17 protein-coding genes are annotated in these 16223 nt (G+C 55.2%); 4 read left to right on the top strand and 13 right to left on the bottom strand.

Going from position 1 to position 16223, the window contains the following annotated elements; translation table 11 throughout:
• Together B5D61_RS22650 and B5D61_RS22645 are read left to right on the top strand one after the other, a co-directional pair.
• Positions 1-548, top strand: a 548-nt coding sequence (locus tag B5D61_RS22650; protein WP_483878481.1) for a beta/alpha barrel domain-containing protein, incomplete at its 5' end; no start/stop codon positions are given.
• A gap of 93 nt (positions 549-641) precedes the next feature.
• Positions 642-1064, top strand: coding sequence for a secondary thiamine-phosphate synthase enzyme YjbQ (locus tag B5D61_RS22645; protein ID WP_078815721.1), 423 nt, complete (start codon positions 642-644; stop codon positions 1062-1064).
• Between the two features lie 38 nt (positions 1065-1102).
• Here B5D61_RS22645 and smpB read toward each other — a convergent pair whose 3' ends face one another.
• From smpB to B5D61_RS22590, 11 genes are all read right to left on the bottom strand, one after another.
• Entirely contained in the window at positions 1103-1564 is a 462-nt protein-coding gene (gene smpB, locus B5D61_RS22640; RefSeq protein WP_078815720.1) for an SsrA-binding protein SmpB, read from the bottom strand.
• 45 nt (positions 1565-1609) lie between these two features.
• Positions 1610-1819 (bottom strand): DNA-directed RNA polymerase subunit omega, encoded by a 210-nt coding sequence (locus tag B5D61_RS22635; protein WP_078815719.1) that lies wholly within the window; start codon positions 1817-1819, stop codon positions 1610-1612.
• Between the two features lie 103 nt (positions 1820-1922).
• Positions 1923-2888 carry a sugar phosphate isomerase/epimerase family protein gene (locus B5D61_RS22630; RefSeq protein WP_078815718.1) on the bottom strand — a complete coding sequence of 322 codons (966 nt, stop codon included), beginning with the start codon at positions 2886-2888 and terminating at the stop codon, positions 1923-1925.
• Between the two features lie 146 nt (positions 2889-3034).
• Positions 3035-3994 carry an acetyl-CoA carboxylase carboxyltransferase subunit alpha gene (locus tag B5D61_RS22625; RefSeq protein WP_078815717.1) on the bottom strand — a complete coding sequence of 320 codons (960 nt, stop codon included), beginning with the start codon at positions 3992-3994 and terminating at the stop codon, positions 3035-3037.
• A 15-nt stretch (positions 3995-4009) separates the two neighbouring features.
• Positions 4010-4927, bottom strand: coding sequence for a LysM peptidoglycan-binding domain-containing protein (locus B5D61_RS22620; protein ID WP_078815716.1), 918 nt, complete (start codon positions 4925-4927; stop codon positions 4010-4012).
• 16 nt (positions 4928-4943) lie between these two features.
• Entirely contained in the window at positions 4944-5432 is a 489-nt protein-coding gene (locus tag B5D61_RS22615) for a hypothetical protein (RefSeq protein ID WP_245846590.1), read from the bottom strand.
• A gap of 150 nt (positions 5433-5582) precedes the next feature.
• Positions 5583-6278: a potassium channel family protein gene (locus B5D61_RS22610; RefSeq protein WP_078815715.1), complete on the bottom strand. Its 696-nt coding sequence runs from the start codon at positions 6276-6278 to the stop codon at positions 5583-5585.
• A gap of 23 nt (positions 6279-6301) precedes the next feature.
• The gene (locus tag B5D61_RS22605; RefSeq protein WP_139373437.1) at positions 6302-7984 is read right to left on the bottom strand and encodes a TrkH family potassium uptake protein; all 1683 of its coding nucleotides are present in this window, start codon (positions 7982-7984) and stop codon (positions 6302-6304) included.
• Positions 7985-8119: 135 nt separating this feature from the next.
• Positions 8120-9355, bottom strand: coding sequence for a thymidine phosphorylase (locus B5D61_RS22600; protein ID WP_078815713.1), 1236 nt, complete (start codon positions 9353-9355; stop codon positions 8120-8122).
• A gap of 114 nt (positions 9356-9469) precedes the next feature.
• Positions 9470-9964 carry a redoxin domain-containing protein gene (locus B5D61_RS22595; RefSeq protein WP_078815712.1) on the bottom strand — a complete coding sequence of 165 codons (495 nt, stop codon included), beginning with the start codon at positions 9962-9964 and terminating at the stop codon, positions 9470-9472.
• Between the two features lie 75 nt (positions 9965-10039).
• A complete protein-coding gene (locus B5D61_RS22590; protein ID WP_078815711.1) occupies positions 10040-11095 on the bottom strand; it encodes a prenyltransferase/squalene oxidase repeat-containing protein in 1056 nt (351 codons plus the stop codon).
• A gap of 293 nt (positions 11096-11388) precedes the next feature.
• On the opposite strand from B5D61_RS22590, the gene B5D61_RS22580 reads away from it, so the two are divergent.
• A complete protein-coding gene (locus B5D61_RS22580; protein ID WP_245846589.1) occupies positions 11389-11619 on the top strand; it encodes an SWIB/MDM2 domain-containing protein in 231 nt (76 codons plus the stop codon).
• Positions 11620-11647: 28 nt separating this feature from the next.
• Here the strand turns inward: B5D61_RS22580 and B5D61_RS22575 are convergent, their stop codons facing one another.
• On the bottom strand, positions 11648-11941 hold the full coding sequence (locus tag B5D61_RS22575) for a GIY-YIG nuclease family protein (RefSeq protein WP_078815708.1): 294 nt from the start codon (positions 11939-11941) through the stop codon (positions 11648-11650).
• Positions 11942-11947: 6 nt separating this feature from the next.
• The gene (locus B5D61_RS22570; protein WP_139373435.1) at positions 11948-15199 is read right to left on the bottom strand and encodes an efflux RND transporter permease subunit; all 3252 of its coding nucleotides are present in this window, start codon (positions 15197-15199) and stop codon (positions 11948-11950) included.
• A gap of 179 nt (positions 15200-15378) precedes the next feature.
• Between B5D61_RS22570 and B5D61_RS22565 the strand changes: the two genes are divergently transcribed.
• Positions 15379-16212 carry an NAD(P)-dependent oxidoreductase gene (locus tag B5D61_RS22565; RefSeq protein WP_078815706.1) on the top strand — a complete coding sequence of 278 codons (834 nt, stop codon included), beginning with the start codon at positions 15379-15381 and terminating at the stop codon, positions 16210-16212.
• The last annotated feature ends 11 nt before the right edge of the window (positions 16213-16223 follow it).

The raw sequence follows: 16223 nt of genomic DNA, 5'->3' as shown, positions 1-16223 counted from the left end.
GTTTCGAGCCTCTCTCCAACGAGAGCACCGCTCTGAACATTGAAGAAGCCATCCGCCTGAACGCCAGCATCCTGGCCGTGCAGGTCTTCATCGGCAGCGCTTACGAGCGCCAGAGCCTGAAGAACATGACCGACCTTGTGGACGCCGCCAGCCGTTACGGCATCGGCGTCATGGGTGTGGTCGCTGTGGGTCGTGCGATGGCACGTAACGCGCAGTATTTCCGTCTGGCCACCCGCATCATGGCGGAGCTGGGAGCCAACGTGGTGAAGTGCTACTACACGGACGAAGGTTTTGAGACGATCACTTCCTGCTGCCCGGTGCCGATCGTGATCGCCGGCGGTAAGAAGCTGCCTGAGCTGGACGCGCTGAAGATGAGCTACAACGCCATCCAGCAGGGTGCCAGCGGGGTGGACATGGGCCGTAACATCTTCCAGAGCGATGCACCGATCAGCATGATGCAGGCGGTGCAGGGCGTGGTGCATGGAGGCTTGACCCCTGAGCAGGCCTATGAGAAATACAACGATCTCAAAGCCCAAGGCACTAAGTAAGCCGAATCGAGTGATCTAATTCAACATGCGAAAGCCGTCGTGATGCATTGCTCATCACGGCGGCTTTCCTTTGTCTAAAGCAGTTTTCCTAACATGTCCGCACACGCCGAATCCTTTCGTATCCACACCCGAGGCAAAGGCACCTATCAGATCACGGAGGAATGCCAGCGGATCATTCAAAACAGCGGCATTCGCACAGGAACAGCCACAGTGTTCGTGCAGCATACGAGTTGCTCATTGGTGATCTATGAGAACGCCGATCCCTCAGCACGCACCGACTTGCACAGCTTCTTTGACCATCTTGTCCCTGAAGATACGCCCTACTTCGTGCACACCTATGAAGGCCCCGATGACATGCCCAGCCACCTGCGCATGGTCCTGACGCGCACAAGCGAGGTGGTTCCTGTCATGAACGGCAGGCTGACTCTCGGCACTTGGCAAGGTATCTTTCTCTTCGAACACCGACGAGATCCTCACACACGCAGCATTGTAATCAGCGTGGTGGGAGAAAAGTAACCCTTCATTCCACCTATGGGCGCTCAGATTGAGGCTCTTTAACCGTGTTTACGGTTGAAGCTGGAGACGACCTTTTGCACCTCGCGTTTCACCGCCTTCTCCTTCAGGTCCTCGCGCTGGTCGCCCTTGGTTTTGCCTTTACCGACTCCGATCTCGACCTTCACGTGCGAGCCTTTCCAATAGGCCCTCAGGACAGGCAGGGCTAGGCCCTTTTGATCGGTCTGGACGAACAGCTTTAAGATCTCCCGCTTATGCAGGAGGAGACGTCGGGTGCGTCGAGGTTCATGCTGGCTGAAGCTGGCCTTTTCATAGATCTGCACATCCATGTTGTAGAGCCAGACTTGGCCACGCTCGACTCGCGCAAAGGCGTCACTGATGTTCAGCTTACCGAGGCGGATTGATTTGACCTCCGTGCCTCGGAGTTCCACCCCCGCTTCGTAGCGCTCAAGGATGTGAAAATCCCGGAGCGCTTTGCGATTGGTGGCAATTTCGTCGGACATAGCCGGGTGACGGCTAGGTGTTTCCCTGCCGACGGAATTGAAAGATTAAAGTTCGGATGGGTTGAACTGCTCAACCTTGATCTTGCCTTGGATGATCTCCAGCAAGGCGACATCGGCCTCACGCATGCCTGGACGACGGTCCACCAGAGGGGCACGTCCGGACGTCAGTTGCTTTACCCGCTTCGATACCATGTTGATCAGGATCGGTGGGTCTTTGACAATAAGGGCGGCTTGTTCGACGAGTTCGGCTTTCATCAGGGAATGCGGTTTGGCCTCCCACCCTGTTTGAATACAGAGGGGAGGCTGACTGTAGGAGAGGTTCGCGGTCTGGCAAGCGGGAATTTTAGCCCTCTTAACTTCAGGCCAATAGGCTGCGGATTTCCTCCAAGGCTTGCTTGGTGCGCTTGATCCCCTCGATTTCCGTATGCTTCGAGCCTTCGTATTCGATGCCGATGTAGCCTTTGTAGCCTGCTTTGACGACGATTTCGATGAGTCGCTGATAATCCAGCGTCATCTCGCGGCCTTCGCGGCGGTCTTCGGTGTAGAATTTTCCAGCTCCGGTATCCCAGTCATAGGCCTTGGCACTGACGGCCTGCTTCACCCATGGCATGAATTCGCGAACTCCTTTGTAAGGGTTATACAGTTCGCCTTTATTTCGGTCCGTGTAGAAGTTGCCCAGATCTGGCAGGATGCCCACGCGGGCATGATCTGCCATTTTCATGACGCCAGTCAGCCACAAACCGTTGCTGGACAGGCCGCCATGGTTCTCGACCACGACGTAGAGACCCCGCTTGTCACCTTCAACACAAAGAGCATGCAGACCTGCCGCGGCGTGCTTCATCTGCTCGTCATAGCTCAGCTTCGGATCGCTAGCGGCATTGACCCGGATGCTGTGGCAGCCCAAATGAGCGGCGGCGTCCAGCCACTTGAGGTGGTTTTCCACGGTCTTGGCGCGCTTCGCATCATCGGGATCACCGAGATTGCCTTCACGGTCCACCATGATGAGCAGGCCTTTCACGCCTTCACCTTCCTGGCGCTTTTTCATTTCATCCAGATAGGCTTTGTCTTGGGCCTTATCGGCAAACATCTGGTTCACATACTCCACGCCATCAATGCCCAGGCTGCGAGCGATTTTGCAGAAGTCCAGGTGCTCCAGAGGCTCAGCACCTTCACGCTTGAACATGCCTTTGTTCAGGGACCACTCCGCCAGAGAGATCTTGAAAAGCGGCTCGGCATCAGCAGCGCGGACTCCGGCGGCGGAAGCGGCGAAGGCAGCGGAAACCATCTGGAGGAAATGACGGCGTGTGGGGGATGGGGTAGTCATGGTTTTTGGGAAGTGCCAGTTCAACCGAGACGAAGAGTTCTGGCAATCTCTTTCGTTTTACAGCCCACATTCCACCCCATTTCCGGCACAAAAAAGGCCCTGCACTTTTCATGCAGAGCCCAATTGAAACAGGGACTTCGGCTGCCTCAGTTCTCCGTGTATTTGCCCAGAGCGCGGAATTTCTGATACCGCGCTTCGAGCAACTCGCTGACTGAAAGTTTTTCCAAGTCGGCAATGGCATTCAGCACGGCATCTTTCAGGGCCATCGCTGCCACGTAGTGGTCATTGTGTGCTCCGCCTGCAGGCTCAGGCACGACACCATCAATGATGCCCAATTTGGAAAGATCCTGAGCACTGAGTTTCAGAGCAGCTGCCGCTTCGGGAGCATGTTCACGATGCTTCCACAAAATGGCGGCGCATCCTTCAGGGCTGATAACGCTGTAGTAGGCGTTTTCCATCATCAGCACGCGGTCGGCGATGCCGATACCCAAGGCCCCACCCGACCCCCCTTCCCCAATCACCACGGCCACGACGGGTGTGCGCAGGGTCATCATCTCACGCAGGTTAAAGGCGATGGCTTCAGCAATGTTACGCTCTTCCGCCCCGATGCCTGGGAAGGCTCCTGGGGTATCGATCAGAGTGACGATGGGCAGACCAAATTTCTCCGCCATGCGCATGAGGCGCAGCGCCTTACGATAGCCTTCCGGATGAGCGCTGCCAAAGTTGCGCAGCAGGTTTTCCTTCGTATCTCGGCCTTTTTGGTGACCGATCACGACGACTCTACGGCCGCCCCAAGTCGCAAAACCCGCAGGCATGGCGTGGTCGTCACCAATGTGGCGATCCCCGTGCAATTCGGTAAAGTCTTCACAGCAATGCTTCACATAGTCCAGCATAAAGGGACGATTCGTGTGACGAGAGATTTGCACGCGCTGCCAGGGGTTGAGGTTGTTGTGAATATCCCGCAGCATGGATTCCGCTTTCTTTTCCATGTCGGCGATCTGAGCAGCCAGTTTATCGCTCGGTTTGGTGGCGAGCTTCTTTTTGGCCTCCTCAATCTCTTCGCGGAGTTTGATGACAGGCTTTTCGAATTCCAGGACGTGTTTCATGAGACAAGGATAAGATTAACGGACGAAATAAAGCTTGGAGCCGTTATACACCAGAGCAAACATTTCCTCCAGGTCCTCGCGGGCGAGGAAGACTCCAGATTCAGGCGCGACCTCCAGCTCAGGCACTGCAGATGCAGGGTGTCCTGGTGTAGGGGATGGCACAGAGGGTGCCTTGACCACCGGAAGAGTGCGTAAAACCACCCCGGTGCGGCTGGCGGGCAACCACTTTTCAGCTTCTGAATAACGCGGATCCGTGGACAACACAGGTTTTCCATCAGCGACAGCGGATTTTCCTTTAATCTCCATGTCCGCAGGAATTCGCACTGCGGAGGGCAGACGGATGTCGAGGGCTTTATACTCCTTAAAAAAGAACTCCTTTTCCCCCGCTTTACGAAAGAGGGCCACCGTTTTATCGGAGACGTCCACCTTAATGCTGAAATTCAGCGGTAGAATGGTGAGGTGATCGCCCGGCTGAAGCACGGTGCCCATAAGGCCGTTCAGACGGATCAGCATGTCAATGGTCGTCCCCTGCTTGGTTGCGATCAAGGCCAGAGAGTCTCCTGGCTGCACGATATAATCCTTTTTCCCGGCCTTGGACTCCGCTGAAAAAAGCTGATCCATGTTAATATCACCGATGATGCGCTTCGCTTCGACACAAGTCGGCGAATCCGGGAACTGCTGGATCAACTTAAACAAACCATCCCGCCCCGCCTCAATTTTGCCTTCACGAATCAAATCGACTGCCGCATCGAAACGCTTGGCCCCAGGATCGATACGCGGTAAATCGCTCTTTTTGATCGTGGCGATTTCGTCACGGATCCGACGATCCGGCTTTAAGATCTTGTCATAAATATAGTAGGCCGCCGCCATGCTACCCAGGGTGATTCCCAGGACGATGAGAAAGAGCAATACTTTGAGTTGCGCCTTGGCCATAGGTGGGGGGCGGCGATCAGTCGAGAAGACCGCGCCGCTTAAAGTCGAAAAGGTTAATCTTCTGGGACTTCTCGATCATTTCCACCGTGAATTTCAAGAGGCAGATCTCCCAGGCATCGTCCACGCCAGCAATCACTGCCCGCATGGGATTACCAGAAATCCGAATATCCTCCATCAATTTGCCGCAAACCGCTTCCATCGGTTCATGGACGACATCTTCAGTCATATCGTCCATTTTAAATCTGAAGCCATATTTCAGAATGGCCAGGCGATGCAGGTTTTCTTTCAAAAACTCGCCAAACGCAGCGCCTTGGGGGCCAAACCCGTCAAAATCAAAATCCGCCGTCGCAGCGGGATCCGGGCGCAAAATCATTGGCTTCTCAGCCGTGATCTTCCCTTGTCGAATCCGCGACGTATTGACGCTGTCCATCAGCTCGGACACGAGCTGGAACTCAAACTGGGTCGTGCCAAAGGTGTCGATGCGCCGGTCAGGCTCATGCAGCACCTGAGTATTCTCCAGGGCGTATTGGATGTCATACTCCGAATGCATTGGGGGATTGGTCAGCATAAAGCACAACCCGTTCAGGGCGAATGATTTCTCATTTTCTGACAGAAAACCTGTTCACTTGTGCTAAGGCGACCGCGAGGTTGCCGATTATTCCTCACAATGATCGTCCAATAGCCTGCGGAGATTTTTTTCCGTACCGAAGAGCAGCAATATATCCCCCTCCTCGAAAATACGGGTGGGATCAGGCACGCCGATAATCTTGTCCACCACAGGCGCGGACCCTGTGAATCCCGAGATGGGTTTATGCCGCAGCACCGTCACCAGATTCAGGTCGTATCGTGACCGCAGCCCTGCCTCTTGGAGGGTCTTACCGATCAATCCAACCGGCACCTTGACCTCGGCAATTTCATGCCCCTTTCCGACAGCCAAGCTATTGCGCACATCGGGGGTCTTCAAGGTTCGCGCCAGCCATGCAGCCGCCATGGCCTCAGGGATGAGCAGTTCATCGATCTTCAGCAGCTTCAGCAAGCGTGCATGCAGAGGATTGATGATGCGGCTGATGATCCGCTTTGCTCCGACCTGTTGGACATTTGCCGCAATGGAAAGCGCGGCTTCAAAGTCCTTGCCCACCGCCAAGATGATCGCATCGCAATCCGAGACAGGAATGTCTTTGAAAACGTTAATGTCGGAACAATCTGCGGTGAGAAGGAATTCCACCTCGTCCTTCATCGCCTCGATGTGAGCTGGATCATTATCCACGCCAATGACCTCATGCCCATCCCGAATGAGATGGCGGGCCAGATGGGTACCGAAAGTGCCGAGACCGATGATGCAGAAGCGCATGATAACAAGCGGGTTGAAGTCGTTTAGAGAAGGAGAATATCCTCGGTGGGGTATTGCAGCGGGCGACGCCGGGTCGCCGGAACGAGGGAGGTCAGCAAAGTCATGAGGCCGATACGCCCGACGAACATATTCACGATAAGCAAGCCTTTAGCCCCATCACTTAGCTCAGGTGTCAGATTCAAACTCAGCCCCACAGTGGCAAAAGCACTGACCAACTCGAAGATCAAACTGGCCCCTTCCACTCGGGGTTCGAGTTGACGTAAGATCGCCAGATTGACGAAGAGCCATGCGGTCGTCAAAACCAGAACCACGAGCGCCCTCGGTCCTAGCATATCTGGCAAACGACGCCGGAAGAGAATCAACTGCGGGAACATGCGCAGTTGATTCCAGAGGTGCAAAGCTGCGACCGCAAAGACCGTTGTTCTCATCCCTCCAGCAGTGCCGCCAGGAGAACCTCCGATCAGCATCAGCAAAATTAAAATCTGTGCTGTTACCGGCCCAATACCGCCCATGTCCACGGTATTAAAACCCGCTGTGCGAGCTGTCGCCGAAAAGAACCAAGCGGTGATCCAACGCCCACCATTTTCTTGGCCTTTAAAGAGCAGGTATTCGCTGACGCCCATCGCTAGCGCACCGCCGACCAGCAGGATGAGAGTCACGGTCAAAACGAGACGGGTATGAACACGCAGCCTCACTCTGGGGCTCGCAGGATTTTGCAGTCTCTGGAAGCGCGCTTGGAACCATAACAGCAAGTCACGAATGACGAGCGAGCCCATCCCTCCCAGGATGATCAGCAGAGAGATGCAAGCCTGGAGCGAGACATTTCCCCGCACCCAAGAATCCGCCAAACCATCGGGCAAGGTAGAAAAGCCCGCGTTACAAAAGGCCGAAATGGAGTGGAACACGGCCTGGAAGGCCCGCTCAGTGACGCCATGATCGCTGGGTAAGGCTCCATAGATCCAAACAGCACCGAGCAACTCCGAACTAAGTGTGAAGAGAATGATGAACCGTAAAGCGTGAGACACATGGGCCAGATGCTTCTCGGAAATCATCTCCCCCAAACACTGGCGATCATACATGGACATGCCATGAAACAACATCGTGCTGAGATAGAACGTGATCGTCATGATGCCCAAGCCCCCTATTTGGATCAGAGCTAAAAGGATGATCTGCCCCGTGGGTGTGAAAAAGTGGGCTGTATTTTCCACGGCCAAACCCGTGACACAGACGGTACTCGTGCTGGTGAACAGGGCATCCAGCCAAGAGAAATGCTCCCCTGCAGCAATGGCGCGCGGGAGCTTTAAAAGCAATGTGCCAATGCCGATGATGAGAGCAAAGCTTCCGATCAAAAGCCATCCAGGCCGGATTCTCAATGCCGTCAATCGGGCTTGATGCTTCAAAGCTCTCAAGCTGAGAGAGCAAAAAATCGCCCCCTGAACAGCCACATAAAACAAAAGTGATACTTTGTTATACGCACCCGCTTCGGGATCAGTCAGCAGCAACAACCCCATCATCACCAGAGCCCCGACAGCAACGCTCACATGCAGTCCGGATGCTCGAAGGTAAAGCCGCCGATTCCGACTCCGCAGCCAATTAATCCCCTGCTCCAGAGCAAACAAAAGCGTCAGAGCAACCGTTCCCCAGCGGAGTTGATGCGTCGCCTTTCCGACAAACCCAACCTCCCCCACCATGAGGGCGACGGCCACAAACCAAAGCACTTGGGCAAACCAACGAGGAAAACGTGCAACCGACGCACTTTCGTCTTGGGAAAATGAAGGAAAAGGAGATAAGGCCAAGGCAGCTTTAGGCTAAAACGAAAACCCAGGGGGTCAAGGCGCTGTCTAGTCACTGATCTCGATCCCTGTAGCGATTCTTTGCTCCGCCAATTCCGCTGCCGCTTGGCTGCGAGCGTGGATTCTCAACAGGGTATCGCCCGCACGGAGGGGCTGTCCCGTTTTGCGCATTTGATCCACTCCCACTGCGGGATCGATAGGATCCGAGGCTTTCGTCCGGCCCGCCCCCAATTCGAGAACGGCTCTCCCAAGCACTCCTGCGTCCAGCTTGCGCAGCACACCACTGCGATCCGCCTTCATCTCCCGGATGACAGGCACACGATGCAGGGTCGCCAGCTTCTCCAAGGCCTCAACGCGTCCTCCCTGGACTTGGACCATTTGCTGGAACTTTGCCCAGGCCCGGCCATCCCGCAGGATCTTCGTGAGATCAGCCCGTGATCCAATCGATACCGCACAGGCCAGATCCAAGACGATCGCTTCCAAATCGGGGGGGCCCTCCCCTTTGAGACAGCGAACGCATTCCGTGACCTCCAGTGCATTGCCCGCAGCTTCACCTGTTGGCTCATTCATATCACTGATCCTTACCCCTGAGCGCACCCCCAGCGCCCTGCCAACCGTGACGAGGCTTGTCGCCAATTCATGAGCCTCCTCACGCGTTTGCATGAAGGCACCACTGCCAAATTTCACATCCAGGATCAGACGATCCAACCCCTCAGCTAGCTTTTTGCTCATGATGCTGGCCGTGATGAGAGGGATGCTGGGGACGGTGGCCGTCACATCTCGCAGCGCATACAGCTTCTTATCTGCCGGACATAAATTGGCCGTCTGCCCCACCATCAAGCAGCCGGTGATCGGTAGAGTCTTATAAATCTCAGCCTCACTCAGTTGCGTGCGAAAGCCCGGGATGGATTCCAGCTTATCCAAAGTGCCACCGGTGATGCCGAGACCACGGCCGGAAATCATCGGCACCCAGGCGCCGTCGCAGGCGAGCAGAGGTGCAAGAACTAAGGATGTCTTATCGCCAATTCCACCTGTGGAATGTTTATCCACCCGCATCGGAGCATGGGCGGGCCAGTTCAAAACCGACCCGCTGTGGAGCATCGCATCCGCCAGAGCGGTCGTTTCCTCACCCGTCATGCCTCGGAAAAAAATGGCCATCGCCAGAGCACTCATCTGGTAATCTGGCATCTCCCCGGCGGTGTAAGCCGTGATCAGAGCCCCGATCTCCTCCGCTGAGAGTTCTCCTCCGTCGCGCTTGCGTTCGATGAGGGAAGGAATGTGCATGAAGAATACTTAAACCTGCGGCTCCAGACTGAGCAAGCTTCACCCCCGTGAGCATCCATAAAAAAGAGGGAGCCCCGAAAGCTCCCTCTTCTAGAAAAACGCTGTCGAAAAAGCTTAGGCCAACTCTTTCAGTTTAGCCTGGATAGCGGTGAAGTTTGGCAGATCACCGGGGCTCTCCAGCACTTCCGCGTATTGAATCACGCCAGCTTTGTCGATGATGAAGGCGGAACGCTTGGGCACACCGCCCATGATCAGGTTCTTGGCAGGCAGGAAGCTCTCGTAAGCAATGCCATAAGCGGTCGCCACTTTGTGGTCATAGTCACTCAGGAGTTGCAGGGTGATGCCTTCCTTTTCAGCCCAGGCTTTCTGAGCGAAAGGATTGTCACCACTGATGCCGACGACTTTGGCATTCAGATCGGTGTAGGCGTTGATACCTTTGGACAATTCGCAGAACTCTGTGGTGCAGACGCCCGTAAAGGCCATCGGCACAAAGAGAAGCAACAGATTGCTGGAACCGATGTTTTCAGAGAGCTTGAACAGCTCTGGACCATTGGCACCAAGGGTGGTGAGAGTAAAGTCAGGGGCGGAGGAACCTACAGAAGCAGCCATGAGAAGTAGTGTTTGGTTTGGAACTCCCATTGGAACGCTTCCTCCGCAGATGGTCAAGGTAGGAATGATCCGGACCTACTTCTGATAAATCGGCAGGAAATGATGATACACACTCAAACTGAGTAAGGCCAGCGAGGTGGCATAGACAGCCCCGGCGCTCTTTTCATTGCCGTTGCGGGGAAACCAAGCGCCCTCGGGGCTCTGCGTCGAGACCAGCATTTGCTCGGTCTTTTGCCTCGCCGTGGCAGCGTGATCTCCGCCACGCTGATACATGCCCTGCGCGTAGTAATAACAGCCGTAGAAAAACCAGGGCTCATTCACTTCAGGCGGAAATTTAAGCAGCCAGTTGGAAGAGCCTAGCACTTCCGGTGCGTCATACTGGCCAGCCACTTGCAGGGACAGAAGACCTGCGGAGGTGGTGGAGAAAGTCTGGCGCCCTCCGTATGGTTCATAGCTAAACGCAGCTTCCGACTGCTTCAGATTGCCATTGCTATCTCGTTCCGCGCGGTAGCTGCGTTTGATGTAGGCGATGGCGTTGTCGATGGCCTCTCTGGGAACTTCGATCCCGCTGTTTTTTGCCGCCCGGAGGGACATTAGCTGCCAGACGCTGACGCTGATGTCACTGTCGCTACTAGCCGGTTCATAACGCCAGCCCCCACGATTTGCCTCGCTTTTCGGCACCTGCTGAGCTCGGATGATCAGCTTGATCGCATTCTCCGTGAGCGAGCGGATTTTTTTATCCAAGGCCTCATCGGGGGACATGCCCAACATCTCGGTCAGCATCAGAGTCATGATGCCATGGCCATACATCCGGCTGCGGTCGCTGCGGCCCAGATAGCCGTTTTCATCCGGCTCGACATTGTCCACGATGAAACGTAGGGCCCGATTCACAGCCTCCCCTTCAGGCGTGCCATCTCCTGGCAAATGCCCCACCGAAGCCAGCCCCATGATGGCCAGCGCTGTCATGGCCGCGCTGTGACTTGGGATGTCGCCACGCTGGGGGATCTTATCCGTCCTTTGGTCCGAAAAGTAGCCCGCTGGCTGCTGCTGCTTGAGCAACCAGAGGAGAGCTTTATCCACCGTAGTCTTCACCTGGGGAGAAATCAGCTCTGGCGCTGGGGTTTGGGCCATGCCAATGGAGGCACTTAAGAGCAGAAATAACTTAAGTAAGATTCGAAAGAAACTCGAAAAACGCAATGGCATGGCAGAAGGAGAGGCAGCGGGAGAGGTGAAAGCGCGCCCGAAGGTAACGAAAATCGTGCCAGATGTTCACGGATGCACCCAGATTTTTTGCGTCCTGCCTGGGTAAAAAGGACTTAATTTCCCACATTTAGGGCTATTGACTTCTTCTTCACCGTCTGCGAAAAAGAAAAATGGCTAAAACCGAATCCACCAAACCAGCTCGCAAACCCAACCCTGCTCTCATGAAACCCGTCCAGCCTGATGAAGTGCTGGCAGCAGTCGTCGGATCTGAACCGCTCTCCCGCGGGGAGCTGACCAAGAAGGTCTGGGACTACATCAAAGCCAAAGGCCTCCAGGACGAGAAGAAGAAGACCCTGATCAATGCCGATGAAGCCCTCAAGAAGGTTTTCGGTGGCAAATCCCAGGTGACCATGTTCGAGATGACCAAACTCATCTCCGGTCACGTGAAATAAGTGAGACCAGGCAAGACAACGTCGTTTTTCAAGATGGCTGGAGGTGTTCCTCCAGCCATTTTTCTTTTTGGGCTTTGCTCAGCGCTTTAAAAGCACGCTCCGCACGCAGGGCTGTCGGCATATCTACCTGAGGCCAGGAACCGAGGAGCCATAATGGCCCTCGCCCACGTGTGTAACGCGCCCCCTTCCCCTGCTGATGTTTATCCAGGCGTTGATAGAGATCATTGGTGATCCCACAGTAGAGGCTGCCATCCCGACACCGAAGCACGTAGAGACACCAGGGCTTGGATACCTCGCTGGCAGCCGATAAGTCATTCGCCATAGAACCTCAGTTCGACACGGCTGCTCCGCTCATCAAGACGGCCTCAGGTTGAGGCTTGCGTCCCAAAATGCGGTTGAGGATCTTGCCCAAGTCATCCACCGCAAGATAACACAGCGGCACCAGAAAGAGCGTGATCACGGTGGCAAAGAGGGAACCATACCCCATGGCCACTGACACCGGAGTCAGGAACTGAGCACTGGTGGCTTGTGCCGCCCGATTATCCCCAAAGATCGCTTCAAGGATGTGACTGATGACCGGAGGCGAATTCTCAATCAAGCTGCCGAACTCGAACATCAACGGCATCAACCCCACAAAGGTGGTGATCTGCGTGAGGAAGATCGCCCGGAAACGGCTTCGCCCGCCTTCTTGAACCGCATACTTGAGATCGCCCGTTTCCTCCCGGAGTTGATTGATCCGGTCCACGAGCACCAGCGTGTCATTCACGATCACTCCCGTCACCGCCAGCATGCCACAGACGCTCATGCTACTGAGCGGCATGGAATGGAACAGATGTCCGAGCACCGCCCCCACAATCCCGAAGGGCACGACCAGCAGAACAATGAACGGCTGCGTGTAGCTTTTGAATGGAATGGCCATCATGGCATACATCCCGAGAAGAATGATCGCGAGCGCCCACTTACCTTCACTGGCTCCTTCCCGCTGAGCACGCGCTTCGCCCTCGAAGCTCCACTGAATATGAGGATGGCTCGCCAGTAGGTCCTTCACAAAGACTTCTGCATCCGCACGCACCTTCGCCGGATCCGTCGTGGCTTTATTGACATCGGCGGTGATGTTTATGGCCCGCCGACGATCCACGCGCTTGATGCTGGTAAAGCTTTTGCCGACCTTGGCTTCCGCCACCCTGGAGAAAGGAATCTCCAGACCACTCGCTGTGCGCACCCGCATGGTTTCCAGTGTCGCTAAGTTTTTACGATCCTGTTTCGGATAACGCAGCATCACCTTCACCTCATTCCGCCCGCGCTGGATGCGCTGCACTTCATTGCCATAAAAAGCCTGTCTTACCTGACGCGCAAGGTCACTGACAGTGACCCCAAAGGACTGCGCTTCAGGCTTCAAACGGAGCTGGATTTCATTGCGTCCACTGTCCAGGGAATCAGTCACATCGAAGACTCCTGAATAAGTCGAAAGATGCGCCTTAATCTTGTCCGAAATATCCAGCAACTCCTCGGGATCTGTGCCGGAAAGCTGAATGTCGATGGGATCTCCACTGCGAATGATTTCCGCTCGAAAATTTAACTCCTCAGCCCCCACGATGTTGCCGATACGCGCCCGCCAGTCGCTGGCCATATCGACCGTGTTCACTTTCAGACTCCGTTCTTCGGGACCGTAGGTTTCAATATTCACTTCCCCCAAGTGAGAGCTCCCTGTGCTTCCACTGCTGTTGCTACTGCTCAGCCGGGTCGTGCCCGTAGTGGCAATGATCGCACGAATGACCGGCTTGCCATCGGGTCCCACGTAGTCCTTACGCATCTGCTCGGCGATCTCATAGATGCGCATGATATGTGCGTCTGTGACTTCAAACGGGGTGCCATCCAACATGGTTAGGCGAGCCTCGATCCTCTCACTCTGCACACGCGGAAAGAAGATCCACAGAATACGCCCGCTAAAGAAGAATCCGCATAGGACGATGAGCCCGCCAAAGAAGGCCGCTAAAGCGGTGTAACGATGATGCACACACCACCGCAAGGCAGGCCGATAAAAAAGATCCACGAACTTACGCAGCATTCGCTCTGACCAACGATGTAGCGGGCCCAAGATGTCCGAGGCTCCACTTAGGCCCGGCACGGGATGGGAAAGATGCGAGGGCAGGATGATCTTCGTCTCCACCAGAGCGATCAACATCACGAGGATGAAGACGATGGCGATTGGCTTGAACATCATGAGGAAATCACTGGACCCCATGGCCATGGGCAAGAAAGCGATGACCGTCGTCAAAACACCAAAGGTAATCGGCACCGCCATTTCCTTCGTTCCCTGAATGGCTGCATCTAGGGGGGAGAGTCCGCGCTGCCTGAGGGTATCCACATGCTCTGAAATCACGATGGCATCATCCACCACGATGCCTAGCACCAGGATGAATCCGAACAACGAAGACAAGTTAATGGCGACATCAAAATAAGGCATCAGCGCGATCGCACCCAAAAAGCTGGCCACCATCCCCACCGCCACCCAAAACACCGCATCTAAGCGCAAAAACAAGCCCACACAGAGAAACACCAGAATCAGGCTGCTCTGGGCATTTTGGAGCAACAGATTGATACGCCCTTTGACGATCTTCGAACGGTCACTCCAAAACTCGATCTGAACGCCATCAGGCAGACGTTTCCGGGACTCTTCAATGTAGGTTTTCACCGATTCGGCGATGCGAATCGCGTTCTGGCCGCCCTCACGCATCACATTCACCACGACACAACGTTTGCCATTCAACCGGGCCAGCAGCGGGTTCTCATTGAAGCCATCCTGAATGAGAGCGATTTCCCCAAGCGTGACCTTGGTGCCATCTTCGCGAGTCAAGACCACCACATTGGCATAGTCCTGGCCGGTGTAGGCTCGGCCTTTCGTACGGATCGACACATCGCCTGCCTCGGTCTGCACCACCCCGGCGGGTAGATCGAGAGCACTATTACGAATCGCCTCACTCACCCGCTCCAAATTCAAGCCATACTTGCGCAACTTCGCCTCAGGAATCTCGATGCCGATCTCATAGGGACGGACTCCGGCGATACCTACATGGGTAATGCCAGGCAGAGCTGAGATCTCATCCCGGATCTGCTCGCCCAATCGCCTCAGGTCGGCCTCTGCCATATCTGCGGCAATCGCCACCGTAATCACCTCATGGAAGTTATCGTCCAACTGGATCGTCGGCTTCTCAGCCAACTCGGGCATGTTCGGAATAGCATCCACCCGGATTTTGATATCGTCCAAAACCTCTCGAGGATCTTTGCCGTCCTCCACCTCGACGATCACCGTGCCACCACTGGATGAAGCCGTGGAGTTGATGTGTTTGATACTGCCCACCTGTTGGATGGACTCTTCGATCTTCAGCACGATCCCTTCCTCGACTTCCTCAGGGTCCGAGGCAGGATAAGGCACCGTGATCGAGATCATCCGGGAGGGTCGATCCGGAAACACCTCCAGAGGCACCCGGTCCGACATCAAGGTCCAAACCCCGCCTAACATCGCCGCAAACATCAGCAAATTAGCGGCGACGTGATTGCGGGCAAACCAGGAGATCATGAGGGAAAAAGCACTGAGGAACGAACGATGATGCGAAGGCGAAGGTTGCAAGAGGACCGCAGGAGAGGCGAGCAGAAAGAAAGTTTGGCCGAGAGATTTCTGTGGGCTGCCGAAGATCTCTTGCTGACCCGAGGCTTGCAGTCTCGTAAAACCGGAAGACCATCCCTTTTCCTTTCATCATGAGTTCCCCCTCTTCCATCGGTGTCCTCGGACTCGGTATCATCGGCAGCCGCGTGGCTGAAAACCTCCGCCAAGCTGGGCATCAAGTGCATGTCTGGAGCCATACTGCGCGCGCTGTTTCGGGGGCCCTCCCTACCCCTAAAGCCGTGGCGGAAGCGGCTCAAGTCATCCAGATCTTCGTCCGTGATAGTGAGGCTCTTTTGACCGCCCTGCGAGAGATGCAGTCTGCCCTGGGAACTCAACACATCATTCTCAACCACGCCACCGTCAGCAAGGCGGCCACTCTAGAAGCCGCTCGTCTCTGTCAGGAAGCTGGAGCCGCATTTCTGGATGCGCCCTTCACTGGCAGCAAGATGGCCGCTCAAAATGCCAAACTGGTCTATTACATCGGCGGTTCGATGGAAGTCCTTGATCGCGTTCGCCCCATACTGGAAGTGACTTCAACGAACATCCTGCCGTTGGGTGACATCGGTGATGCCACCGTGTTAAAAATCGTGACCAATCTCGTCACCTCCATCACCGTCCAAGCCGTCGCTGAAGCTGCTGCCATCACCCATAGCCAAGGCATTCCCCTGCCCCAACTGCTGACCGCTCTGCAAAACAATGCCAACTACTCCACGCTGATTGGCATGAAACTCCCCAGCATCATCGCGAACGATTTCGAAGCTCATTTCTCGCTTCGCAATATGCTGAAAGACGCCGATTTCGCTCGCGAGCTCGCCGTGGCTGGTGATCTTGCCACCCCTGCCTTGGATTGCACCGCTGAAGCCATGCGTGCTGGCGTGGAAGCCGGTCAAGGCGACCTCGATTTCTGCGTCATCGGCCAAGTCTGATTTTCATTTCC

The sequence above is a fragment of the Prosthecobacter debontii genome, assembly GCF_900167535.1.
GTDB classification, from domain to species: Bacteria; Verrucomicrobiota; Verrucomicrobiia; order Verrucomicrobiales; family Verrucomicrobiaceae; genus Prosthecobacter; species Prosthecobacter debontii.
Note: the sequence above shows the minus strand (reverse complement) of the source record. Positions and strands in the feature narration are given on the sequence as shown.

What these genes read in the sequence shown, in the direction of transcription:
- B5D61_RS22635 (WP_078815719.1), bottom strand. Translation starts at nt 1,819, where the DNA reads ATGAAAGCCGAACTCGTCGAACAAGCCGCCCTTATTGTCAAAGACCCA.
- B5D61_RS22610 (WP_078815715.1), bottom strand. Translation starts at nt 6,278, where the DNA reads ATGCGCTTCTGCATCATCGGTCTCGGCACTTTCGGTACCCATCTGGCC.
- B5D61_RS22575 (WP_078815708.1), bottom strand. Translation starts at nt 11,941, where the DNA reads ATGGCGAATGACTTATCGGCTGCCAGCGAGGTATCCAAGCCCTGGTGT.
- B5D61_RS22645 (WP_078815721.1), top strand. Translation starts at nt 642, where the DNA reads ATGTCCGCACACGCCGAATCCTTTCGTATCCACACCCGAGGCAAAGGC.
- B5D61_RS22580 (WP_245846589.1), top strand. Translation starts at nt 11,389, where the DNA reads ATGAAACCCGTCCAGCCTGATGAAGTGCTGGCAGCAGTCGTCGGATCT.
- B5D61_RS22620 (WP_078815716.1), bottom strand. Translation starts at nt 4,927, where the DNA reads ATGGCCAAGGCGCAACTCAAAGTATTGCTCTTTCTCATCGTCCTGGGA.
- B5D61_RS22595 (WP_078815712.1), bottom strand. Translation starts at nt 9,964, where the DNA reads ATGGCTGCTTCTGTAGGTTCCTCCGCCCCTGACTTTACTCTCACCACC.
- B5D61_RS22625 (WP_078815717.1), bottom strand. Translation starts at nt 3,994, where the DNA reads ATGAAACACGTCCTGGAATTCGAAAAGCCTGTCATCAAACTCCGCGAA.
- smpB (WP_078815720.1), bottom strand. Translation starts at nt 1,564, where the DNA reads ATGTCCGACGAAATTGCCACCAATCGCAAAGCGCTCCGGGATTTTCAC.
- B5D61_RS22600 (WP_078815713.1), bottom strand. Translation starts at nt 9,355, where the DNA reads ATGCACATTCCTTCCCTCATCGAACGCAAGCGCGACGGAGGAGAACTC.
- B5D61_RS22590 (WP_078815711.1), bottom strand. Translation starts at nt 11,095, where the DNA reads ATGGCCCAAACCCCAGCGCCAGAGCTGATTTCTCCCCAGGTGAAGACT.
- B5D61_RS22565 (WP_078815706.1), top strand. Translation starts at nt 15,379, where the DNA reads ATGAGTTCCCCCTCTTCCATCGGTGTCCTCGGACTCGGTATCATCGGC.
- B5D61_RS22570 (WP_139373435.1), bottom strand. Translation starts at nt 15,199, where the DNA reads ATGATCTCCTGGTTTGCCCGCAATCACGTCGCCGCTAATTTGCTGATG.
- B5D61_RS22630 (WP_078815718.1), bottom strand. Translation starts at nt 2,888, where the DNA reads ATGACTACCCCATCCCCCACACGCCGTCATTTCCTCCAGATGGTTTCC.